A 22599-nucleotide genomic window follows, 5' to 3' on the forward strand; every position below is an offset into this window, starting at 1 on the left:
TCCTTTGACGCATCGTCCGATAACAACTGAGTGGAATTGTCTATCGAAACTGAACAGATCAGTTTATGACTCAGGTCCTTGCCAGACAGGACACCATATGAACGACGCCACCCCTATCGTCCGGAAGGGCCGAAAATTCGATCAGGTGCTTGAAGGGGCACGGGTCGTGTTTATGGCCGACGGCTTTGAGGGCGCAAGCGTTGATGACATCGCTAAAGAGGCAGGGGTCAGCAAGGCGACGCTGTATAGCTATTTCCCCGATAAGCGATTGTTATTCATGGAGGTTGCCAACACCGAATGTGCCCGCCAAAGCCAAGCGGCCATCGATAACATCGATATGTCAGCCCCGCCGCGCGAGGTGTTGAGCCAAGCCGGACGCCACTTTCTGCGCTTTATCACCTCGCAGTTTGGACAGCAGATATTTCGGATTTGTGTGGCGGAATCGGATCGTTTCCCCGAGATTGGGCGCGCCTTTTACAGATCCGGCCCGGAACGGATGCGGGGCGAGATGGCGGCCTATTTTGCCGAATCCGTCACGCGCGGTGAGTTGCAGATCGACGATCTGACCCTCGCTGCGGATCAGTTTGGCGAGCTATGCAAGGCCGACCTATGGCCGCGGCTGATGTTCGGGGTCATTAATACGGTGAGCGAGGCTGATATCGACCGGGTGGTCGACGGTGCCGTGGCGACCTTTTTAGCCCGTTATGCGCGCTAGCGGTTGTCGATGATGCGCACTGCCTTGCCTTGGGAACGCGCAACACTGCCCGGCGCCGCCACATCGACCGCGACGCTGATCCCGATGCTTTGCTTGATCTGACCCCCCAAGGCGTTGGCAGCCAGTGCTGTATCCACAGACCCATCCGCAGCCTCACAGAGCACCCGCATCTGATCCATACGGCTGGGTTTGGTCAGCTCAATCTGGAAATGCGGTGCAAGGCCGGGGGTGGCCATCAGGCACTCTTCGATCTGCGTTGGAAACACGTTCACCCCGCGCAGAATGATCATATCATCTGACCGGCCCGTCACCTTTTCCATGCGCCGCATGGACCGAGCAGTACCGGGCAACAGTCGGGTCAGGTCGCGGGTGCGGTAGCGGATGATCGGAAATGCCTCTTTGGTCAGCGAGGTAAAGACAAGTTCGCCCATTTCGCCTTCGGGCACGGGATCGCCTGATACGGGATCGACGATTTCGGGGAAAAAGTGGTCTTCCCAGATGTGCAGCCCGTCTTTGGTTTCGACACATTCCATTGAGACGCCGGGGCCGATGACCTCTGATAGCCCATAGATATCAACGGCATGCATATCAAAGGCCTGTTCAATCTCGTGGCGCATGGCGTTTGTCCAAGGCTCGGCCCCGAAGATGCCGACTTCGAGAGAGGATGTGCGCGGATCAACGCCCTTGGCTGCAAATTCATCCAGAATAGAGAGTGCATAGGAGGGGGTGACCGTAATCCCTTTGGGCTCAAAATCTGTGATCAGACGCACCTGGCGTGGGGTCATTCCGCCCGAGATCGGGATCGTCGTCAGCCCAAGCGCGTCGGCACCTAAATGGATACCCAAACCGCCAGTGAACAGCCCATAGCCGTATGCGTTGTGCAACAGATCCCCCGGCTGCATTCCCGCCGCGCGCAAGGACCGCGCCACGACGCCGCCCCAGTGTTTCAGGTCGTTTTCAGTGTAGCCGACAACCGTTGGCTGCCCGGTTGTACCGGACGACGCGTGGATGCGTTTCACCTGGTCGCGCGGCACGGCGAACATGCCAAAGGGGTAGCTGGCGCGCAGGTCCTGTTTGACGGTGAAGGGGAATTTGGCAAGGTCCGCGAGGCTGCGCAGATCATGCGGGTGCAGCCCTGCGGCATCAAAGGCCGCCCGGTAATGCGGGACATGTGTGTAAGCGTGCAAGAGGGACCATTTCAATCGCTCAAGTTGGAGCGCTTCGATCTCGTCCCGGCTGGCAATCTCGATCGGATCCAGTGTGTGTTTGGGCGGTGTGAGGTCTTTCATGCACTGTCCTCGGGGAAATGGTGGCCTTTGATGGTGCGCGACAGTCCGCGGAACAGGGCGATTTGCTGGTCGGCCTCTCCGGTGACTGTGACGTCATAGGTGCCGGACCTGCCATGGCGCGCAGCTTCGGTCGCTGTCGCGGTCAGGGTCTCGTTCGGTTGAGCGGGCATAAGGTAGGTGATCTGGTTGGATTGGGCGACCGTGCGGGCATTGTAGGTATTGCAGGCGAACGCAAAGGCGCTGTCGGCCAGCGTAAAGATGAACCCGCCGTGGCACATGCCGTGCCCGTTCAGCATGTCAGCGCGCACTTGCATTTTGAGGGTCGCCATACCGGGGGCGATGGCGGCTATATGCATGCCCAAAGACTGGCTGGCGGCGTCATTGGCCCACATGATGTCTGCGCTGCGTTCTGCGCGGTCTTGCGGTGTCATGGCCCCTCACGTGTTTCCGAATGTGGGGATGTTGCCTGCATTTTGTAACGCATTCAAGCATTCGTCACGCCGCCTCTTGAAATGTGCGCCGTGCCGCGCGACTGTCCGGTATGACGTTGCATACGCCCCCCCCTTCAAACTCGCGCGAGATGCCCAGCCTGCAGGTGGCCTTTCACCGCACCGAGCTGGCGGTGATCCTGTCGCTTTATGGGCGGATGGTCGCTGCGGGCGAGTGGCGGGATTACGGAATTTCCTGTTTGCGCGAGGTGGCTGTGTTTTCGGTCTTTCGCCGGACGGCTGAGACTCCGCTGTATCGCATCGAAAAGCGTCCCAAGCTGCGGGGGCGTCAGGGGATGTATGCGGTGATTGGTCTTGACGGTCAGATCCTGCGGCGCGGTCATGACCTGAAGACCGTCTTGCGCGTGCTTGAGCGCAAGCTGATCCGCGCCGTGGAGTGACCTGATTGTCCGCTTGCGCGGGCGCTATCTTATTTTGCTGATGAAGGGGCGTTGCCCCTTCAAACTTCCCGACGGTATTTTCGGTCAAAAGAGGGATGCGATCCGTTTGTGGCTGGTCACGGGGCCTGTCGTTTTGGCGATGCGGTCGAGTGCGGGCGCGATGTCTTCTTCGACGACCTGCATGTGGTGGGCGTTGGCATGTATCATGGTTGCCGGGCTGGTGAGAAGTGCCACGTGCCCGTCCCAGAACAGCAGGTCGTTTTGCTGGTAGTCCGCTCCGGATACGGGATCGCCGATTTCGGCCTCTTGCTGATCGCTATCGCCGGGGCAGGGATGTTCTGCGGTTCTGAGCGCGATTTGAACGAGCCCCGAACAGTCGATACCTGCGCGCGTGTTGCCGCCCCAGAGGTACGGTGTGCCGAGGAAAAGTCGTGCCGTGTCTGTCGGGTTCGTTGATGGCAGCGGTGTCAGTTGTGCTTTGGGCACGTGCCCGAGATGCGTTTCGATGAATTCATCCGAGGTCGAGCGGGCGGTGAGCGCGGCCCCAAAGCTGAGCGCGGCGGTTTCGGCGGCTTTGATGGATGCCTTGCGGTAGACATGTGCGCCCGGACTTGTGACGTGATGCGTCGGGGTCCGTTGCGCCTCGATACAGCGGTTGGGTACAAAACCGACATAGCCATCGAAGGTTGCGCGAATATAGGCATGTGTGTCGTCCTCGCCTATGACCGTCACATGCGCGCCGCACAACAGCTGGCGGTCGCGGGCACCTCCCGGCGTGCGGCACAGATCGACATGGGGCCACAGGATTTGGCCAGGCCGATCAACGCCCAGATAGTCGGGATTGGGTGTCGTTCGCGGGTCGCTCATAGTTTGAGCGCGCCCGGCAGGGCCGCAAACAACGCGCGGGTCCCTTGCCCCACGCCCCCTTTTGCGCGGGCGGGTGCATCGCTTGGCTGCCAGCCGTAGATGTCAAAGTGCATGTAGGGCGTTTCGGTTACGAAACGGCGCAGGAACAGGGCGGCGGTGATGGACCCGGCAAACCCGCCCTTGGGGGCGTTGTCGAGGTCGGCGATCCCCGGCTCGATCATCGCCTCGTAAGGATCGTGAAATGGCATGCGCCAGACGGGGTCTGCTTGCGCATGTGCTGCTGTTTCCAAGGCGGCAGCTACAGTATCGCTATCGGTGAAATAGGGCGCAAGATCGGGACCGACGGCTACGCGCGCCGCCCCTGTCAGTGTCGCCATCGAGATGATCAGATCGGGCTTGTCGTCGTCCGCGAGAGTGAGCGCGTCTGCCAGCACCAACCGCCCTTCGGCGTCCGTGTTGTTGATCTCGACCGTGAGCCCCTTGCGCGAGGTCAGGATATCACCAGGCCGATAGGCATCGCCCGCAACGCTGTTTTCGACCGCAGGGATCAGGACCCGCAATTGGATATCGAGTCCGGTTGCCATGATCATGTGCGCCAGCCCAAGGACGGCGGCAGATCCGCCCATGTCCTTTTTCATCAACCCCATGGACGCGCCGGGCTTGAGGTTCAGCCCTCCGGTGTCGAAACACACGCCTTTGCCCACAATCGTCAGGCGAGGTCCGGTGCTTCCCCATGTCATGTCGATGAGGCGGGGGGCACGATTGGCCGCGCGGCCGACCGTGTGGATCATCGGGAAATTCTGTTTGAGCAGGTCGTCGCCTGCAATGACGCTGATACGCGCGTTGAAGTCTGCGGCCAGATCACGGGCGGCTTGTTCCAGATCCGGTGGGCCCATGTCGGAGGCTGGCGTGTTGATCAGGGTCCGGGTGAGGGCCTCGCCATTGGCAATCGCCTCAATCCTTGAGGCGTCTATGCCCTTGGGCGCGACCAGCGCCGCTTTCATCGGGGATTGATCCTTGTAGCGGTCAAACCGATAGGCGGCGAGCAACCAACCGAGGGCTTCGACATCGAGCGTGTCAGCCTCCAGCGTGTGTTTCAGATCGTAGGTGCCAGCTGGCAATCGCGCAGCTCCGGCGGCCAGATGAAACCGGGCTCGTTTTCGTGTGGTGTCGGTGCCATAGCCGATGGCGGCCACGCCGATCCCATCCGCGCCGGGGCAGGTCAGCGCCTGTCCAATGGCCCCTGTGAAGCCCTGCGCCCCGGCCCAGTGTTTCACCGCATCGCTTTGGGTGTCGAGCCAAGGTTGCACGGCATCCTCGGCCAGCAGGTGCAATGGGATGGCGGCAGCGTCTGGCGCGGCGAAGGCAAGTGGCATTTGGGCACCTTTTGATCATGTGATGCCTGTCAGCCTATCTGCTTTGCCTGCCGCTGCAAGGGCGCGGCGTCAGATGGTCATGTCCTGCAACTCCCATATGGCCGACAGCGATCCTTCGCCGGTCCGCATCAGCCGCCCGATGGTGGCGGCAAGTGCAACAGGGTCGCCCGTCTTTGCGCAAGTCGCAACATCGCGGGCCACACCTGCCAGAACCGTCATCCCGATCTGATCCGCAATCGCGATCAGCGACTTGCTGGACTTGTGCAACGCCGCAAGATCGCCCGCGCGGTACTGCCGGTCACAATGACCCATGCGCAACGCCAACTCCTCCATCGCGCGGCACACGACATCTTCGGCGCTGTCGGCATCCATCTGGGAATAAAGTGCGCCCAAACGGTCCTGATCGACATGCACTGCCTCAGCCAATCTGATTTGAGTTACATTTTTCAAAACTATCACCTCTTGTCACACATTGTGGTCCGCCCCCACGGTTGACCCTGTGATGCCACAAAGACGGTTCCCAAATCGTTAGGACCAAAGCGCCTTTTCGCTCGAATTTGCTGACAATTCCGGGTATTTACCGCCCTCAAAGCCACTTAGGGACAGGCCAAACCACATCATGCACAGGGTCAAACCGCTTCCGACATTTCTTTTGCAACGGTATCAGGGGTGGAAAGCGACCACTTATACCGAAAACTCCGCGTGGTATCGCCGCCTGGCGACCGAAGGCCAGCGCCCGCGCGCGATGGTGATTTCATGCTGTGACAGCCGCGTGCAAGTGACGCAAATTTTCGGGGCGGATCAGGGTGAGTTTTTCATACACCGCAACATCGCCAACCTTGTCCCGCCTTACGAGCCGGACGGGGATCACCACGGCACCTCGGCGGCCGTGGAATACGCGGTGAACGTGCTCAAGGTCGCGCATGTCGTCGTGCTGGGCCACTCACGCTGCGGTGGGGTGCAGGGCTGTATCGACATGTGCGAGGGACGAGCCCCCGAGCTTGAGGAAAAGTCCAGCTTTGTCGGGCGATGGATGGATATTCTGCGGCCCAAATTCAGCGAAGTCGCCGACATTCAGGGGCCGGAGGACAAGGCCCAACGCCTTGAGCAACTAGCTGTCGTCACGTCGATGGAAAACCTGATGACCTTCCCCTTTGTCGAGGAACGGGTCAACAACGGCTCCCTTAGCATTCACGGGCTGTGGACGGATATCGCCGAAGGCGGGATGAGCCAATTCATGGGTAAAACACTTGATTTTCAACCCGTCTAGGGCGCCGGCTGACTGAAAGGATCCGCATGGATCAAATCCTGAGCCTTGCGGCGACGAACCTGCTGTCGCCCATTATCCTCAGCTTTGCGCTTGGGGTGGCCGCAGCACTGGCGCGGTCTGATTTGAATATCCCCGAGGCGGTGGCCAAGGGTATGTCGATCTACCTTCTGTTCGCCATCGGGTTCAAAGGCGGGGTGAGCGTGGCCGATCACGGCATCGACGCCACCCTCGCCCTGTCGTTGATTGCCGGGCTGATCCTGTCAGCCGTCCTTCCGCTTATTGCGTTTGCGCTGTTGCAGGTGATGAGCGGGCTGAGCCGGCTGGATGCGGCGGCGGTCGCGGCGCATTACGGCTCGATCTCGATCGTGACCTTCGTGGCGGGCACATCTGTGCTGGAAAGCAGCGGGATCGCGTCCGAAGGGTACATGGTTGCGGTCGCCGCAGCGATGGAGGCCCCTGCGATCCTGTCCGCCCTCTGGCTGATCTCGCGGGGGGGCGATGCCCGCCGGATGGACAAGGATCTGATCCGCGAGATCATGTTGAACGGCTCCATCGTGTTGCTGGTGGGCAGCTTTGCCATCGGGTGGATCACGGGGGCCGAAGGGCTGGCCAAGATCGAGGCCTTTATCGTGTCCCCCTTTCAGGGGGTCTTGTGCCTGTTCCTGCTGGATATGGGGTTGGTCGCAGGGCGCGGATTGCGCGGCGGGTCGGGTGTTTTGAAGCCGGGTGTGCTGGCGTTCGGGGTTGTGATGCCGCTTGTGGGCGCGGCCCTGGGCCTTGGCACCGGGCTGTTGTTGGGGCTGAGCACGGGCGGGGTTGCGCTGTTTATGGTGCTGTCGGCTTCGGCCAGCTACATCGCGGTGCCCGCGGCCATGCGGGTGGCCCTGCCCGAAGCGAACCCGTCGATTTACCTGACGTTGTCCCTTGGGGTGACATTCCCGTTCAATCTGACGCTTGGGCTGCCGATCTATGTGGCTGTGGCCAGCGCACTGACCTGAAGGAGCACTATCATGCAGACGCACAAAGCCAAACGGGTCGCCATCATCATCGAACTGGTCATGCAAAGCCGTTTGACGGACGCTTTGGAAGGGGCCGGGGTCACGGGATGGTCCGTGCTGCCTGTTCTTGGCGGATCAGGCCGATCCGGCGGGTGGAGCCGTGAAGGTCAGGTCAGCCGGGGCACAGGTATGGTGCAGGTCGTCTGCGTGATCCGACCCGACCGGCTGGATGGATTGCTGGACGCCGCATTTGCAGTGGTGGATCGCCATATCGGGATCGTGTCGATCAGCGACTGCGAAGTCGTGCGCGCCGAACGGTTCTGAGCCCGTCGCAGCGCAAAAAATGAGGCGGCGCACCGTTGTCCGGTCCACCGCCTCGCCACTCGTTACCCCACTTTATCCATACGCCACGCACCTCAACGCTTGTTACCCAAATGCGTATGGAGTTCTTGTCAGGCCGGTATGTGGTCCGGACCTTGATTGTTATTCCTTGAAAGCCCTGTGGCCTGTCGCGCTCTGATCAGAGTCCGGGCGCGCTGTGTCCTGCGCAGTCCTGGCGTGATTTCAGGCACACATAGGAAGGCTGACTGCCGTGAAGCGGCGCGGCTTTCGGCGCTGCACCTTGGCGCGCTTTTGCAGCACCGGGCGGGCGAGGTCGGCGGCAAACAGATCGGCCACCTCGTCGCGTGTCACTTGGGGCCGACCTTCGTCAACGCCGTCAGTTGTTTCAGTCTTCGATCCGCGGATCAGCGTTATCATCCAGTTCATCATCATAATCCCACTCACCTTTATGTTGTGCATCAGCCTCGGTGCTGACACTTTCCCCGGCCCCCCGACCGGTTTGATGAGACTGGTATGACACCGGCTAATTACTAATTTCTTGCGTGATCCGCGCGAGTTTTAACGATCGCGTTTAAGGTTATGGATTTATATTTATATCAACGACTTAGGCGGGAAAAAGACATAGATAAAACTATAACTACTGCCGCATCCGACAATGCAGCAGGCTTACGCAGGATTTTTGTTAAGCAGATAGAAACCAAGATCGTGCAAAAACGGCTATCTGAGAATCATGCCCTCGGGCCATCTCAGCTCTGTTTGTAGGGCGATGGACTGCGTTTCGCCTGCGGCCAGCGTCAGGTCCCATTCAAGGATACCGCGCCGGTCGTCTACTGCGGTGTCGTTCGGAGGCGGTGTGGCACGCCACTCGATCACAAGGTCCTCCTGCTCCGAAAACGGCACGGCGTCGCGCAGGGTGACATCCCATGTCCGCGCGGTCAGGTTCTCGATATCGATCCGCACGTCCTCGCGTTGCTCATTTGAGCGGGTGATGATGCCCCGATCCCCCTCGTTGCGATCAAGCACCGTCCGGGTCAGGCGCAGCCCTTCGATGCGGCCAAAGAAGATGTCGGCTGTGTCGTTGGGTGGAAGCGCGTCAAGATCAGTCGCCCCGACCAATTGCGTGCCGACGTAAAGCAGCGCTTCGCCGGGCAACAGGATTTCGGGCGATGTGTTTTCGAATTTCACCAGTCGATAGGCGGTGTCGTCGTGCATCGGAACCGCGCGGGCCGTCAGGGTCGCATCAAAGTCGAGGGTGTCGAGGGCGATCTGCACCGCGTCGCTTTGGGCGGGAATGGAGACCGTGCCGGGCAATGTGTAGCTGACTCCGACCCCTGAAAAATCGGCGGTGGCGGTGGCCTCTTCCAATATGACGGGCGCTTCCGCAATCGGCGCGGCCATATCCGCCACACCCGATTGCGCCCGCAAGCGCGAGAATGTTTCGGCCTCTTCCTTTGGGTCAATGATGCGGCGGCGCAGGGGGCGCAAAGTGCCGGGTGCGGACCCTTCAAAGGGCGAAAGGGTCGACAGGGTGAGGCTGACATCGTTCCAGTCCTCCGTTGAGGATTGTGTGACGCTTGCGCCGCGCACAATCGTCAGCGTGTCATCCTCGGCCAGCACCACGCGGTAGGTTGGGGCCCATTGCACGAAATCGCTGATATAGTTCAGCTCAAGCGTCGCCGTCCCCGCCTGTTCCGCAGTGACGTTGAGAGTCAGCGCGGCGGGCTGTGTGTTGGACGGCGTCACGGCGCGCAAGGCGGCTTCGGCCTCACGCAGGGCAAATTCGAGGTCAGCCCGATCTGCGCGTAAGGCGCGCGCCTCGGCTTCGGCCGCACGGATGGCCGCGCGGGCGGCGGTGCCGTCGCTTGCGATCAACTGGCCGATGGCACGCAACGTATCCACGTCCGTGCCCGCCTCATCCGGCAGATCGATGCCGTTCAGAAACGCGATCTGATCCTGCGCGGCTTCGCCCTTGGCAATGGTCAGTGCGATCTGGTCGTCACGTGCGGCCAGTGCCTCGGCAGCCTGATCGCGCGCCTCTTTGGCGGCCAGCCAAGCTGGCGTGCGCGGTGCGCGGTAGGGTTGGTCAGGTGCCTGCGTCCACTGGCGCGAGGTGACCACAGCTCCTTGCAGGCGGATATCAATCGCCTCGGGCAATATGTTCGGGTTCATGTCGGCAATGCGGAGCGTGTGCTGCCCTTCGGGCAGATCAAAGGTGGCGCGGCGAGTGATTTGGGCCCCGCTGGCATAGGCTGTGACGGCCACAGGTGGCGCGTTCAGCGTGATGTCATCGGCAAGCCCGGGCAGGGGGCACAGCAGCAAAGCAAGTGTAAGCAAACGCATGGAACAAGCACCTTTTGTCTTCGAACTCGTGGACAGGGTGCATGCAACAGCAACAAAGGGAAAGGGGAATGATCGCGCAGGTTCGGCGCGAGCGGCCATGAAGTAGGCGGAGGACACCTCCGCCTTACCCTGTCACTTTGGCCCCGTAAGGCGGAGGTGTCCTCCGCCCCGACGTCAGCCTTTTTTCAGCACCCGCGTGCCCAGCAACTCCGCGATCTGAACCGCATTCAATGCAGCCCCTTTGCGCAGGTTGTCCGACACGCACCAGAAATTCAGCCCGTTGTCGATGGTGCTGTCCTGCCTGATACGGCTGATGAAGGTCGCATAGTCCCCCGCACATTCAATCGGAGAGACATAACCGCCATCTTCACGCTTATCGATGACCATGATGCCCGGGGCCTCGCGGAGGATATCGCGGGCCTCGTCCTCATCGAGAAAATCCTCGGTCTCGATATTCACCGCTTCGGCGTGGCCCACGAACACGGGCACACGCACACAGGTGGCTGTGACCTTGATCGACGGATCGACGATCTTTTTCGTCTCCACCATCATCTTCCACTCTTCCTTGGTGGTGCCGTCTTCCATGAAGACGTCGATCTGCGGGATCACGTTGAAGGCGATCTGCTTCTGAAACTTCTTGGGGGGCACATCCGAGGTTGGATTGTAGATCGCCTTGGTCTGGTCCCACAACTCGTCCATGCCCTCTTTGCCCGCGCCGGACACGGACTGATAGGTGCTGACAACAACACGCTTGATCGTGGCGCGGTCGTGCAGGGGCTTGAGGGCCACAACCATCTGCGCGGTCGAGCAGTTGGGGTTGGCGATGATGTTCTTCTTGGAATAGCCCATGATCGCGTCGGCATTCACTTCGGGAACGATCAGCGGCACATCCGCATCATAACGGTAGAGCGAAGAGTTATCGATCACCACGCAGCCTGCCTTGGCCGCGATGGGTGCGTATGTCTTGGTCGCGTCCGATCCGATGGCAAACAGCGCCATGTCCCAACCGGTGAAGTCAAACGTGTCGATATCTTTCGTCGTTAATGTCTTGTCACCAAAGGACACTTCGGTCCCGAGCGAACGGCGGCTGGCCAGCACGGCCAGTTCGTCCACGGGAAACTGGCGCTCGGCCAGGATGTTCAACATTTCACGGCCCACGTTACCGGTGGCACCCGCGACAACGACACGATACCCCATGCGACTTCTCCTTTTTGGGTAGGTGAGGGCGCTTTATACGCAATAGCCGCGAGGGGAAAGGGGGCGGTTCAGCCGACGTTGTCACGGCTGCGTGCGTAAGGGATCAGGCCCAACACGAGGGCCACGCCGATCAGGGCAAAGACAGCCACATAGGGCGCGCTCGGATCACTGCCCGCAGCGGCGCTATGGACCCGACCGGATGCAAATTGCATCACCCCCACGCCCCCGATCCCAAAGAGGTTCATCAACGTCACCCCTCGTCCCGTCAGATGCGCCGGGAAAAAGCTGCGCCCATGGGCGACGATGACGGGAAAGGTGGCTCCGAAAAACCCGATCCCGGCCATCAGCGCAATCGCAAGGATGGGAGAGACGTCGACCCAGACAGCGAGGGCAAGCACGCAGACCGCTGTCAGCACATTGCCTGCAAAGACCACCCATTTTCGCGTCCCCAACATGCGATCAAGCGGGCCGTACGCCACGACCCCGGCAATCATGGCAACACTCATCACCAACGAGGCCTGGCCAATCTGACTCGTGCTCATCTCGAACACATCGCGCAGATAGGGGCCGATCCAAAGGCCGCGCACGGCCCCCGCCGGAACGTAGTTCATCGCCGCCAGCGGAATGATCAACCACAACACCGGCAGGCGGAGCAGGTCCATCAGGCGACCCTCCGCCGGCCCCGTGACCTTGGCCGGATCACGCACGGTTGTAAGGATACCAAAGGCGATCACTCCCGACAGGGCGGCAAGCCCCGACAGGGCCGCGCGCCACCCGATCGTGTCGGCCGTAAAAGCCAAAGGATAGGACGAGATCAGATTGCCCACTGTCCCGACCCCAATCATCAGCGCGGCAAGGGTGGCAAAGCGGGCCGGTTCGAACTCGCGCGCGAAGATGTAGAAACTGGCCATCAACACAGGCGAACAGCCCACTCCGATCATGATCATCGCGGCATGGATAAAGAGGGGGCCTTGCGCAACCGCGAACAGAGCGGCACCGCCCGCACCCCCAAACAGGAACAGCCACCCGGCGGTGCGGCGGGGGCCCAAACTGTCTAGCGCGATGCCGACCGGGATTTGCATGGCGGCAAAGGCGAGAAACCAAAGGCCCGATGCGGTGGCCAGAACGTCCGGGCCAATCCCAAGGTCTGCCCCCAGAGGTGCCGTGAGCACGGCCAGAAACGCGCGAAAAAACTGGCTCAAGACATAGGCCAGGGCCAACAGGGTCAGTCCAGCTTTCATGGGGTCTCCGATCTGGAGACCGGGGTGGCATGGGCGTGGCCGCGGCGCAAGCCTCATTGCTGATCGTTTGCGGCGTGCTAGGGTCCGTTATGAAAGAGGGGATGCATGTTTTACGATGACCTGCCGCGGCGCGCGGCCTTTTCCGAACTGGCGGACCCTGCGCATTACGACCCGCTGCCGGGCGACTGGGTGGTGGGAACGTCCGACATTGTCGGGTCCACGGATGCGATTGCAGCGGGAAAGTACAAGGTCGTAAACATGATCGGAGCGGCCGTGATCTCTGCCCAGATCAACGCGGCAAACGGGCGGGCGTTTCCGTTTGTCTTTGGGGGGGACGGGGCAGCGTTCGCACATCCACCCAAGTTTCGCGCGCAGGCAGCGGCGGCCTTGGCCGCGGTGCAGGTCTGGGCGCGGGCCGAATTCGATATGGGTCTGCGGGTCGGGCTGTTTGCAGTCTCCGACATCCGCGCCGCAGGGCACGAGGTGGCCGTGGCGCGCTATTCGGCGTCCCAGGGGGTGGACTATGCCATGTTCGCCGGCGGGGGCGTCAGCTGGGCCGAAGATCAGATGAAAGCGGGGGTCGAAACGGTGACTATGGCGCCGGCAGGCACGCAGCCAGACCTCACGGGTCTGAGTTGCCGGTGGAGCCATATGAAAGCCCAAAGCGGGACGATCCTGTCACTGCTGGTGCAACCGGGGGCCGGAGTGGATGCGGCAACCTTCAGTCCGGTGGCGCAAGAGGTGCTGGACGTTGTGCAAACGCTCGACCGAGGGGGGCATCCGTCGCCACCCGAGGGGCCGGGCACAGGTTGGCCGCCTCCCGGCGCGGTGCTGGAGGCACATGCAAGCCGGGGGGGCATGCCACTTGCCAAACGACGTCGCCAAATTCTGTTTGAAACGGCAATCGCGTGGGTGCTGCTTAAGACCAAGATCAAGCTGGGCGGTTTCGACCCGGCCCACTACCAGCGAACCGTGGGCGCGAATGCGGATTACCGCAAGTTTGACGACGGCCTGAAAATGACAATCGATTGCGACAGCGCGACTGTGGCACGGCTGAAAGAGATCCTTGACCGCGCGCGCGCGGCCGGCACCATCAAGTACGGGCTGCACACCCAGGACGAGGCGATGATGACCTGCATAGTCCCCTCCATCATGGACGACACGCACGTACACTTCATCGACGGTGCCGCGGGCGGCTATACCCAAGCCGCCATGCAGATGAAGGGCCGCTGACATCACAGCAAGGCTGTCTTTCCTTTCGCCTCAAATACCTCGGGGGTCCGGGGGTGGAACCCCCGGCCTGTCGCCGCAGCGCCAGCGCGGCGAAACCACAGCGCTAGCGCGCAACCTTGCCTTTCCAGGTTGCCGCCAAGCTGCGCAACTGCCTGGCAAGGATCAAAAGGTCGATGCCGGTGGCGACAAAACGCGCCCCCCAGTCGAGGCAATCCTGCGTCATCTCGGGCGTCGTTGCGAGGACGCCGGGGGCTTTCCCCGCCGCTTCGATCCGCTGAAACGCATCCCTAATAGTGGCCTGCACCTCAGGGTGCGTAAGATCGCCCATATGACCCATATCCGCCGACAGATCCGCAGGCCCGATAAAGACACCATCGATCCCGTCAACGGCAAGTATCTCGTCCAGATTGGCGATGCCCGCGCGGTTTTCGACCTGCACGAGCAGGCAGATCTGATCATCCGCCGTCTGACCATAATCCGTGATCGCCCCGAACCGGCTGCAGCGCGCGCCGGAATAGCCCACTCCGCGGTGCCCGGTCGGAGGATAACGCACGTCGCCAACCAGGTGGCGGGCTTGTGCAGCACTTTCGACCATGGGCACAAGAACGGTCTGCGCGCCTGCATCAAGGACCTGCTTGATAATCCAGGTCTCCGAACTCGGAACGCGCACAGCGGCGTGGCTGTCGGAGGCTTGCAGCGCCATCAGTTGCATGCGCATGCGCGAGATGTCGTAGGGCGTGTGTTCCCCGTCGATCAGCAACCAATCGAACCCGGCGGTGCCTGCGATTTCGGTTGCGAGGGGGTCACCTAGAGACAACCAGCAGCCAATGACGGTTTCACCGTTGTTGATTGCGGCCTTGAAGGGGTTGTGGGGGGCGGGCATCGGCATCTCTCCTTGTGGTCCTGCCGCACCCTAGCGGCGTGCGCCCCCAAATGGCCACTGCCGAAATGAGGCGCATGCGCGCCACATGATATTTGGCCTTTGCAGTCGCAAAGCCCGTGCCCTCCGGGGGAGGTATTTGTCGGCGAAAGGAAAGGGTCAGAGGACCTTGATCACGTCCTTTTCGACGCTGAGCATGTAGCCGCGCCGGGCAATGTTTTTGACCAGCAGTTCGCTCACGATCTGGTTGCCGAGCGTGTCGCGCAGCCGTTTGATCCGCGTGGCCCCTGCCGCTTCATCACAATCGGCGGCGCTGCGCCCCGAAATCACCCCTTCGATTTCCGAGCCGGACAGCACGTCATCGTCCATCCGCGCCTCGGCCAGTACGGACATGGTTTCCATCGCCGCATCCGTCAGCTTGAACCCGAGATTGTTGAGATAGACCGTGTTTTCCTCGCGGCTGATCAGCAGCGAGTTCACTTGTATGCCCGCCCGTTCAATCTGGGCCATGCGGCGGTTGAAGGTGACCAGCAGCACCAGAAAGATGAGGGCTGCGATCATCATGCCGGTTGCAAAGACCAAGAGCACGAAGATCACGACCCGGTAGCTCGCGAGTGTGTCCGAGAAGGCCGTGCCTGATTGGGCGAGGATCTCGAGCAGTTTGATTTCCGCGGGGCTGGTCAGGTCGGTGTTCTCGATAAAGATCCGTTCGACCCGCGCATCAAAGGCCCCGGCATCGGGCAGGCTCAGGAACAGCAGTAGCGCCGCGAGCACCAAAAGTGCGACGATGCCGGCGATCCCGAAGGTCACCAGCCGTCCGCCCGCGCGCCGCATGTCAGAAGCGGAGGTAGTATTGTCCGGCACTGTTTTTCCTTTGATCGAGCCCTTGGGCGTCAAATACGGACAGAACCTGCAACAATGTCCATCCGTTTGCAGCAAGCCGTGCGCGCAGTTGAGATTGCGCAGAGGCGCGCGCGCATTGGCCCGAGATTTCGGCCACGCCGTAATGCAGCCGAAGGGGGTTGTCCTGCTTGGCCTTGTAGTCGGCAAAGCATGCCGCCTGAGCCGCACCCGTACAGGCGAGGGTCAATGCGAGGGAAAGAGTGATCTGTTTCATGGTCCTCAGAGTGGGCGCAACGGCGCGGATATTCAATAACCTCAGTGGGGTAGGGTGGATGATATCGCATAGCAGGGCCCCGTTATTGCCTGTCTGAGTGTCCAGCCGCCAGTTTGATGCCATCGTCGTCTCGTGCGGCCTGCCACAACTAAAAGGACCATCCCATGACCCTCAAACTGCATCGCCCCTTCATTGCGACAATAGCCGCCCTTGCCATTGTCATCACCGGCTTCAGCGCCGCCCCGGCCCGTGCGCAGGATGATCAGGTTGCCGCCGCGATTGCTGCATTGCTTGGGCTGGCTGTGGTGGGTGCGATCATCAAGGACCGCAAGGATGATCGCGAGGACCGCCATCGCAAAGAGACCAAGCGCAAGAAAGTTCACAAAGCGCCACAGCACATCCAGCGGCACAAACACAATCCGCGCCCAATCCCAAACCGGGTCAGCCGCAAGCTGTTGCCGCAGCACTGTCTGCGCAGCTTTGACACCCATCGCGGCCAAGCCCGCGTGTTTGGTCAGCGCTGCCTCGAGAACAACTATCGTCATGTGCACAGCCTGCCCGCCCAGTGCCACCGCGAGTTCCGCACGAACCGTGGCTGGCGTCAGGGATATGCCGCGCGCTGCCTAAACCGCCATGGCTACCAATTGGCCCGTCGCTAAGAGCGGGTCTGTGAGTGCGGCAATGGTCCCCCATGTCGCAATCAGACTGAAGAGGGCGGTGTTCGGGCACTGCCCTCTTTTTCGGGTTGGACCTTGATGCGCCACCTCGCGGTGGCACGCGATGTTTGCACTTTCGTCCCGAAAGTGCGTTTTGCCTCCGGCGGCGGTATTTTGGTCAAAAGAAGTTGGGAGAGTTCGTGCCGGATTTTGAGTTGGAGAACGTGCTTGGGTGTCGGGTTGCCGGGGTGGATGAGGTAGGCCGTGGCCCTTTGGCGGGGCCTGTGACGGCTGCGGCTGTGGTGTTGGATATGTCCCGGTGTCCTGTGGGCCTGGATGATTCCAAGAACCTGAGTGCGCGCGTCCGTGAGGTATTGTGGGAGGAGATCATCGCTTGTGCCGATGTTTCTGTTGCCCATGCCAGCGTCGCCGAAATTGACGATTTGAACATTCTGCGCGCGTCGCACCTTGCGATGGAGCGCGCTGTTGCGGGCCTGCGCGCCCTGCCTGAACATCTGTTGATTGATGGCAACATGATCCCGCGTGGTTTGTCCCTTCCGGCCACAGCTGTGATCAAGGGGGATGGGCGTTCCCTCTCTATTGCGGCGGCCTCAATTGTGGCCAAAATATGTCGCGATCGGATCATGGTGGATTTGGCGCAACAGCATCCCGGCTATGGCTGGGAGACGAACATGGGCTATGGATCAAAAAGCCACATGGCCGCGCTGCAGAATCTCGGGGTGACCCCACACCATAGACGTTCGTTTAAACCAGTGCACAACATGTTGTGACAAGTATTTTTCTTAACCTGCTGATTCAAAAAAGAAATTGACCGCGAATCGGGTATGACTCATCCTGAGGCCAACCAACGAGCACAAAATGTGCCGGGGACAGAGGCAGACGATGACGAAACATTTAAAGGGCGCTGAGGCGCTTCCCTTGAACCAGATTATTGCGGGTGACTGCATTGATGTGATGAACAGCCTGCCCGCTGGCAGCGTTGATCTGATCTTTGCCGACCCGCCCTATAACTTGCAGCTGAAGGGTGATTTGCATCGCCCCGACAACTCCAAGGTGGATGCGGTTGACGATCACTGGGATCAGTTCAATTCGTTCAAGGCCTATGACGAGTTCACGAATGCCTGGCTCAAGGCCGCCCGTCGCCTGTTGAAACCCAATGGCGCGATCTGGGTCATTGGCAGCTATCACAACATTTTCCGGGTTGGCACGTCGCTTCAGAACGAAGGGTTCTGGATTTTGAACGATGTGGTGTGGCGCAAGTCCAACCCGATGCCCAATTTCCGCGGTAAGCGGTTCACCAATGCCCATGAGACGATGATCTGGGCGGGCAAATCCGAGGACAGCAAGTACACCTTCAATTACGAGGCGCTGAAGGCTCTGAACGAGGGTATTCAGATGCGCAGTGACTGGGTCTTGCCGATCTGCACGGGCCATGAACGTCTGAAGGATGATCAGGGCGACAAGGCCCATCCCACCCAGAAGCCCGAAAGCCTGCTGCACCGTGTGCTGGTCGGCGCGACCAATCCCGGTGACGTCATTCTTGATCCCTTCTTTGGCACGGGCACCACGGGGGCCGTTGCCAAGATGCTGGGCCGCGAATTTATCGGGATCGAGCGTGAGGCCGCCTATCGCAAGGTCGCCGAGAAACGTATCGCATCGGTGCGCAAGTTTGATCGCGAGGCGCTGGCCGTATCGACCTCAAAACGGGCTGAGCCCCGCGTGCCTTTTGGCCAGTTGGTTGAACGCGGCATGCTGCGTCCGGGTGAAGAGCTTTATTCCATGAACAAGCGCCACAAGGCCAAGGTGCGCGCGGATGGTACCCTGATCGGGGACGACATCAAGGGCTCGATCCATCAGGTCGGCGCCCATCTGGAAGGTGCCCCAAGCTGCAATGGCTGGACCTACTGGTGCTTCAAGCGCGAGGGCAAGGTTGTGCCCATCGACGTGCTGCGCCAGCAAATCCGAGCAGAGATGCACGACTAACCGACTTTTCGAACACCGCCAGGTGCCTGCGGCTTAACCCGCCGACCTATGGCACTGCACCTATGCCCCGCCTTTCTTTTGGCGGGGCTTTTTTCTTGCGCTACAGTTGGTACAGATCAACGCAATGCAGGAGCAACTGGAATGAGTGACATCACCCAAGCCGATAGCGTGCCTCTGCAGGTCGATCCCTTGGTCGAGCTTCCTGCAAACCCGCATGCCCGCGCCGCCCTTGAGCGCAACAAGCGTGAAGGCATGGATCTGGCGGTGCGTGCGCGCATCGCGGCTTTGTCGGTCACGGCCGTGCTGCTGATCTATCTCAACCCGAATTGGGAGGTGATCTGGTATTTGTCCCTTTTGGGCTGCCTTGTGCTTGTCGGTCTTGCGCAGCGTCGGGTGGGGCGGGTTGGACAATCGCGTGCAGAGTTGGCGTGGCTGTTTGCTGATCTGTTGTTGATGACCTTGGCGCTGTTGCTGCCCAACCCGCTGTCGGATGCGCAGAACCCGACGGCGCTGATATATCAGTTCGAGGTGTTTCAGTATTTCTACGTGCTGCTGGCGGCGGGTGTTTTGTCCTATTCCTGGCGCACGATCATTTCGATTGGGACTTGGACGACGGGGCTATGGTTGCTGGGGGCCTTTTGCGTCTGGTGGTTCGGTCGCACCGATCCGGATGTCAGCGCAGCCGCATTGGCCTTGTTCCCGGGCAACCCGGTTCTGAGTGCGCAGATGGACCCGGGTGTCGTGCATTGGGATTTTCGCATTCAGGAAGTCGTGGTGTTCATCCTTGTTGCGGGGATTTTGGCCGTCACTGTGCGTCGCTATCAGACCCTCGTGCTCGATAGTGCCGAGACGGCGCGGGCGCGCACCAATCTGGCCCGGTACTTTTCCCCGACCATGGTGGAGGCGCTATCTACCAAGGATGAACCGCTTGGTCAGGTCCGCACCCATGACGCGGCGGTGTTGTTCGTCGATATCGTCGGTTTTACCGCCTTTTCCGATGGCCGCCCGGCGCAGGAGGTGATCGAGACCTTGCGCGCCTTTCACGCCCGGATGGAAAGCGAGGTGTTTGCCCATGGCGGGACTTTGGACAAGTATTTGGGCGACGGGTTGATGGCGACGTTCGGCACCCCGCTGCCGCAGGATGATGATGCCGCACGTGCCGTCGCTTGTGTTCAGGCCATGGTCGATCGGATGGACGCGTTGAACGTGGCGCGGCGCGCTGACGGTTTGCCTGAGATCGACGCACGTTTCGGTCTGCATTTCGGGCAGGTCGTTTTAGGTGACATCGGTGCCAACCGGTTGGAATTCGCGGTGCTTGGCGACACGGTGAATGTGGCCAGCCGACTTGAGGCGTTGACGCGGGTGCTGGATGTGCGTGCCATTGTCAGCAATGCAGCGCTCGCCGCGGCGGGGCGTCCAGCGGGATTTAGGGCGGCCCCGGATCAGCCTGTGCGCGGCGTGGCCGCACCCGTGTCGGTCTGGGTGATCGATTGATGGAACAGGTCACAGGCGGATGCACCTGCGGTGCCGTGCGGTTTGTGGCGACGGGTGCGCCCTTGCGCGTCGGCATCTGCCATTGCCTTGATTGCCGCAGGCATCACGGTGCGCTGTTTTACGCCGCGGCGGTCTTTGATGCAGGCAGCGTGACTATAACCGGGCCAACCCGGCATCACGCCGAACGCCACTTTTGCCCCACATGCGGATCATCGGTGTTTGCGCGCAGCGGGGCGGAGATCGAACTGCACCTTGGCGCGATGGATGAACCACACGGCCTGACACCAACCTACGAGTGCTGGACTGTGCGCAGGGCACCGTGGCTGGCACCCTTTGCCGTTATGACCCAATATGACCGGGGCCGGGACGATTAGCGCGGCAGCGGGTTGGCGGCCTTGTTATACGCGCTCCAGTCCGTGATCTCTGGATAATACATATCCCGCCATTTCTTGACTCGCGGGTTCATCACGCGCCGCCAAAGCGATGGGAACATCGCCGCAATCGTCATCACTGGATAGCCATAGGGAAGTTGGGGTGCATCCGCCTCGGTGTAGGTTTGGAGCACCGGAAAACGACGGTCCGGCTTGTAGTGGTGATCGGAATGGCGTTGCAGGTTGATGAGCAGCCAGTTCGATGCCTTTTGCGCGGCATTCCACGAATGGCGGGGCTGCACATGTTCGTATTTGCCGTCGCCCAGATGTTTGCGCGTCAGACCGTAATGTTCGATGTAGTTGACCAGTTCCAGTTGCCAGATCGCGACCCCGGCCTGCACGAGGAACAGCCCGATCCCGGCCCAACCCCCAAGCGCGAAGGCCAGCAGAAAGCACACACCCTGAAGGTAGGCGTATTTCCAGAATGGATTGCTTGAGTCGGTCGCGGGCAGGTTCTTGCGGGCCAGCATCGCGGCCTCGGCCTTCCACGCGGATTGGAAACACTGTTTGAGGACGCGAGGGTAGAAGCGATAGAAACTCTCGCCCATGCGCGCGGTCACCGGGTCACGCGGTGTTGCCACATAGCGGTGATGGACCAGCAGGTGTTCGGAGCGGAAATGGGAGTAAAGAACCATGGCCAGCAGCGCATCGCCCAACCAGCGTTCCAGCTTGTTCTTCTGGTGCATCAGCTCGTGGCTGTAGTTGATGCCAACCGTGCCGGTAATCACACCAACCCCAAAGAAGATCGCGATTTTCTCGAAGGTGTTCAGATGCTCGGCCGGGGCCACGTACCAGATCAGCGTGAACAGCATCAGGAATTGCGCAGGCACCCAGGCGATGGTGATCGCGGTGTACCAGAACAGCTCTTCGTCGGTGGTTTCGAGGTCGGCATTGTCGGTGTTTAAACCAACCGCAAGGTCAAGGAATGAAAAGGTATACCACGTGACCAAGGGCAACAGGATCACCGTCCAACCCCCGTAAATGGCACTGATAAAGGCCAGGGGGATCAGCAGGAAAGAGAGGGCGAATGGCAGGGCATTTTGTGCCTTGGCCACAGTCTGAGGAGGCAGGATCATGGTCGGGTCCTTGGGGTTGTTGCGCACCTGATATGTGTAGAGCGATTATGCGCGCGCTGCCAAGCATGACGCGACGGTCGGGCGGCTCACATTTGCGCTAGATCGAAGGCTTTGCGCATGACAGTGGGCAGGTCAGAGGGGCGAAACTCAGTGCGGCTTAGGTATCGGCCCCGATCCGGGACCTCGTCAGTGACGCGCGCCACCATCACATCGAGGATCAGGTGGAAGTGGGTGAACGTGTGACGCACATCCCCCGGAAGCTTCGTCCACGCAGCATCAAAAGGCGGCGCGGTCGGGCGCGGGGTGCGGACGTCGACCCAGTCGGATCCGGGCCAACCGAGCATACCGCCCAGCAATCCTTTGTCGGGCCGGGTTTCCAGCAACCATGCCCCATCGTCGCGCTGCGCCAGGTACACCGTGCCATGCCGGATGGGTTTAGGCTTTTTGGGTGTCTTTTTAGGCAGATCCGGCGCGGTGCCCTTTGCGCGCGCAATGCAGGGGTCATGCCAAGGGCAGATCCCGCATGCGGGCGACTTCGGGGTGCAGATCGTCGCGCCCAGATCCATGACAGCCTGCGCGTAATCCCCGGGGCGCTTTTGCGGCGTCAGCGCCGCGGCATGGGCGGTCAGGATCGGTTTGGCGGCGGGCAGGGGCGTGTGTTCATCAAACATGCGCGCCATGACCCGCTCGACATTGCCGTCAACGACCGTGTGACGCAGATCGAACGCAATCGAGGATATAGCGGCGGCTGTGTAAGGCCCAATTCCGGGCAATTTCAGCAAGGCGGCATGATCGGCGGGGAACACCCCACCATGCTCGTCCACCACGGCGCGCGCGCATTTCAGCAGGTTGCGCGCGCGGGCATAGTAGCCAAGGCCGGCCCATTCGCCCATCACGTCCGCATCCTGCGCTGCCGCCAGATCGCTGATCGTGGGCCAGCGGGCCATGAAGCGCTGGAAATAGGCGGTCACGGCGGCCACGGTCGTTTGTTGCAGCATGATCTCGGACATCCACACAGCATAAGGGTCGGGGCGTTGACCCGCCTTTTTGTCGGCAGGTGCAGTGCGCCACGGCATCACACGCGCATGTACGTCGTACCAGTCGAGCAGGGTATCGCTGAGGTCACGCAAGAGTTATGGAATCCTTGATCGGAAGGCTGGTTATCACAAGCCCATCCGCTATGA

General features: G+C 60.8%; 25 protein-coding genes. 11 read left to right on the forward strand and 14 right to left on the reverse strand.

What is annotated here, in order from left to right; genetic code table 11:
* Positions 1–97: 97 nt before the first annotated feature.
* Complete coding sequence (locus tag Q0908_RS13395; RefSeq protein WP_299285217.1) at positions 98–715, forward strand: TetR/AcrR family transcriptional regulator; 618 nt, start codon at positions 98–100, stop codon at positions 713–715.
* Here Q0908_RS13395 and paaK read toward each other — a convergent pair.
* A complete protein-coding gene (paaK, locus tag Q0908_RS13400; RefSeq protein ID WP_299285220.1) occupies positions 712–2004 on the reverse strand; it encodes a phenylacetate--CoA ligase PaaK in 1293 nt (430 codons plus the stop codon). The two genes, Q0908_RS13395 and paaK, sit on opposite strands and share 4 nt — an antisense overlap.
* Positions 2001–2435, reverse strand: a complete 435-nt coding sequence (paaI, locus tag Q0908_RS13405) for a hydroxyphenylacetyl-CoA thioesterase PaaI (RefSeq protein ID WP_299285223.1) — start codon at positions 2433–2435, stop codon at positions 2001–2003. The genes paaK and paaI overlap by 4 nt, the downstream gene beginning before the upstream one ends.
* A 149-nt stretch (positions 2436–2584) precedes the next feature.
* Between paaI and Q0908_RS13410 the strand changes: the two genes are divergently transcribed.
* Positions 2585–2893, forward strand: a complete 309-nt coding sequence (locus Q0908_RS13410; RefSeq protein WP_366869183.1) for a DUF2794 domain-containing protein — start codon at positions 2585–2587, stop codon at positions 2891–2893.
* 84 nt (positions 2894–2977) lie between these two features.
* Here Q0908_RS13410 and Q0908_RS13415 read toward each other — a convergent pair whose 3' ends face one another.
* From Q0908_RS13415 to Q0908_RS13425, 3 genes are all read right to left on the reverse strand, one after another.
* Positions 2978–3760, reverse strand: coding sequence for an NlpC/P60 family protein (locus Q0908_RS13415; protein ID WP_299285229.1), 783 nt, complete (start codon positions 3758–3760; stop codon positions 2978–2980).
* Positions 3757–5136 carry a M17 family metallopeptidase gene (locus Q0908_RS13420; RefSeq protein WP_299285232.1) on the reverse strand — a complete coding sequence of 460 codons (1380 nt, stop codon included), beginning with the start codon at positions 5134–5136 and terminating at the stop codon, positions 3757–3759. The genes Q0908_RS13415 and Q0908_RS13420 overlap by 4 nt, the downstream gene beginning before the upstream one ends.
* Before the next feature lie 69 nt (positions 5137–5205).
* Positions 5206–5586, reverse strand: coding sequence for a hypothetical protein (locus tag Q0908_RS13425; protein WP_299285235.1), 381 nt, complete (start codon positions 5584–5586; stop codon positions 5206–5208).
* Between the two features lie 169 nt (positions 5587–5755).
* Between Q0908_RS13425 and Q0908_RS13430 the strand changes: the two genes are divergently transcribed.
* From Q0908_RS13430 to Q0908_RS13440, 3 genes are read left to right on the forward strand one after another with little or no spacing between them, the layout of a single operon-like run.
* Complete coding sequence (locus tag Q0908_RS13430; RefSeq protein ID WP_299285238.1) at positions 5756–6406, forward strand: carbonic anhydrase; 651 nt, start codon at positions 5756–5758, stop codon at positions 6404–6406.
* A 26-nt stretch (positions 6407–6432) separates the two neighbouring features.
* Positions 6433–7404 carry a sodium-dependent bicarbonate transport family permease gene (locus tag Q0908_RS13435; protein WP_299285241.1) on the forward strand — a complete coding sequence of 324 codons (972 nt, stop codon included), beginning with the start codon at positions 6433–6435 and terminating at the stop codon, positions 7402–7404.
* Positions 7405–7416: 12 nt separating this feature from the next.
* Positions 7417–7728, forward strand: a complete 312-nt coding sequence (locus tag Q0908_RS13440) for a transcriptional regulator (RefSeq protein ID WP_299285244.1) — start codon at positions 7417–7419, stop codon at positions 7726–7728.
* Between the two features lie 240 nt (positions 7729–7968).
* Here Q0908_RS13440 and Q0908_RS13445 read toward each other — a convergent pair whose 3' ends face one another.
* The 4 genes from Q0908_RS13445 to Q0908_RS13460 all read right to left on the reverse strand — a co-directional run bounded on the left by Q0908_RS13445 (position 7969) and on the right by Q0908_RS13460 (position 12524).
* The gene (locus tag Q0908_RS13445; protein ID WP_299285247.1) at positions 7969–8178 is read right to left on the reverse strand and encodes a hypothetical protein; all 210 of its coding nucleotides are present in this window, start codon (positions 8176–8178) and stop codon (positions 7969–7971) included.
* Between the two features lie 285 nt (positions 8179–8463).
* On the reverse strand, positions 8464–10086 hold the full coding sequence (locus Q0908_RS13450) for a DUF4139 domain-containing protein (RefSeq protein WP_299285250.1): 1623 nt from the start codon (positions 10084–10086) through the stop codon (positions 8464–8466).
* Between the two features lie 174 nt (positions 10087–10260).
* Positions 10261–11283 (reverse strand): aspartate-semialdehyde dehydrogenase, encoded by a 1023-nt coding sequence (locus tag Q0908_RS13455; protein ID WP_299285253.1) that lies wholly within the window; start codon positions 11281–11283, stop codon positions 10261–10263.
* A gap of 68 nt (positions 11284–11351) precedes the next feature.
* On the reverse strand, positions 11352–12524 hold the full coding sequence (locus Q0908_RS13460) for an MFS transporter (RefSeq protein ID WP_299285256.1): 1173 nt from the start codon (positions 12522–12524) through the stop codon (positions 11352–11354).
* A 105-nt stretch (positions 12525–12629) separates the two neighbouring features.
* Here Q0908_RS13460 and Q0908_RS13465 point away from each other — a divergent pair, with 105 nt between their 5' ends.
* On the forward strand, positions 12630–13757 hold the full coding sequence (locus Q0908_RS13465) for a DUF3095 domain-containing protein (protein WP_299285259.1): 1128 nt from the start codon (positions 12630–12632) through the stop codon (positions 13755–13757).
* 103 nt (positions 13758–13860) lie between these two features.
* Here the strand turns inward: Q0908_RS13465 and Q0908_RS13470 are convergent, their stop codons facing one another.
* The 3 genes from Q0908_RS13470 to Q0908_RS13480 form a co-directional block, all read right to left on the reverse strand.
* A complete protein-coding gene (locus Q0908_RS13470; protein WP_299285262.1) occupies positions 13861–14640 on the reverse strand; it encodes an HpcH/HpaI aldolase/citrate lyase family protein in 780 nt (259 codons plus the stop codon).
* A 156-nt stretch (positions 14641–14796) separates the two neighbouring features.
* The gene (locus Q0908_RS13475) at positions 14797–15501 is read right to left on the reverse strand and encodes a hypothetical protein (RefSeq protein ID WP_299285264.1); all 705 of its coding nucleotides are present in this window, start codon (positions 15499–15501) and stop codon (positions 14797–14799) included.
* Positions 15473–15754, reverse strand: a complete 282-nt coding sequence (locus Q0908_RS13480; RefSeq protein WP_299285267.1) for a hypothetical protein — start codon at positions 15752–15754, stop codon at positions 15473–15475. The genes Q0908_RS13475 and Q0908_RS13480 overlap by 29 nt, the downstream gene beginning before the upstream one ends.
* Before the next feature lie 164 nt (positions 15755–15918).
* On the opposite strand from Q0908_RS13480, the gene Q0908_RS13485 reads away from it, so the two are divergent.
* The 5 genes from Q0908_RS13485 to Q0908_RS13505 all read left to right on the forward strand — a co-directional run bounded on the left by Q0908_RS13485 (position 15919) and on the right by Q0908_RS13505 (position 20282).
* A complete protein-coding gene (locus Q0908_RS13485; protein WP_299285270.1) occupies positions 15919–16413 on the forward strand; it encodes a hypothetical protein in 495 nt (164 codons plus the stop codon).
* A gap of 197 nt (positions 16414–16610) precedes the next feature.
* Positions 16611–17201 carry a ribonuclease HII gene (locus Q0908_RS13490; protein ID WP_299285273.1) on the forward strand — a complete coding sequence of 197 codons (591 nt, stop codon included), beginning with the start codon at positions 16611–16613 and terminating at the stop codon, positions 17199–17201.
* A gap of 112 nt (positions 17202–17313) precedes the next feature.
* A complete protein-coding gene (locus Q0908_RS13495; RefSeq protein ID WP_299285276.1) occupies positions 17314–18414 on the forward strand; it encodes a site-specific DNA-methyltransferase in 1101 nt (366 codons plus the stop codon).
* 141 nt (positions 18415–18555) lie between these two features.
* Entirely contained in the window at positions 18556–19908 is a 1353-nt protein-coding gene (locus tag Q0908_RS13500; RefSeq protein ID WP_299285279.1) for an adenylate/guanylate cyclase domain-containing protein, read from the forward strand.
* On the forward strand, positions 19908–20282 hold the full coding sequence (locus Q0908_RS13505; RefSeq protein ID WP_299285282.1) for a GFA family protein: 375 nt from the start codon (positions 19908–19910) through the stop codon (positions 20280–20282). The genes Q0908_RS13500 and Q0908_RS13505 overlap by 1 nt, the downstream gene beginning before the upstream one ends.
* On the opposite strand, the gene Q0908_RS13510 is transcribed toward Q0908_RS13505, so the two are convergent.
* Positions 20279–21415 carry an alkane 1-monooxygenase gene (locus Q0908_RS13510; RefSeq protein ID WP_299285285.1) on the reverse strand — a complete coding sequence of 379 codons (1137 nt, stop codon included), beginning with the start codon at positions 21413–21415 and terminating at the stop codon, positions 20279–20281. The two genes, Q0908_RS13505 and Q0908_RS13510, sit on opposite strands and share 4 nt — an antisense overlap.
* A gap of 86 nt (positions 21416–21501) precedes the next feature.
* The gene (gene mutY / locus Q0908_RS13515; RefSeq protein ID WP_299285288.1) at positions 21502–22545 is read right to left on the reverse strand and encodes an A/G-specific adenine glycosylase; all 1044 of its coding nucleotides are present in this window, start codon (positions 22543–22545) and stop codon (positions 21502–21504) included.
* Positions 22546–22599: the final 54 nt, after the last annotated feature.

Origin of the sequence: uncultured Tateyamaria sp., from assembly GCF_947494755.1 — a bacterium.
GTDB lineage: Bacteria > Pseudomonadota > Alphaproteobacteria > Rhodobacterales > Rhodobacteraceae > Tateyamaria.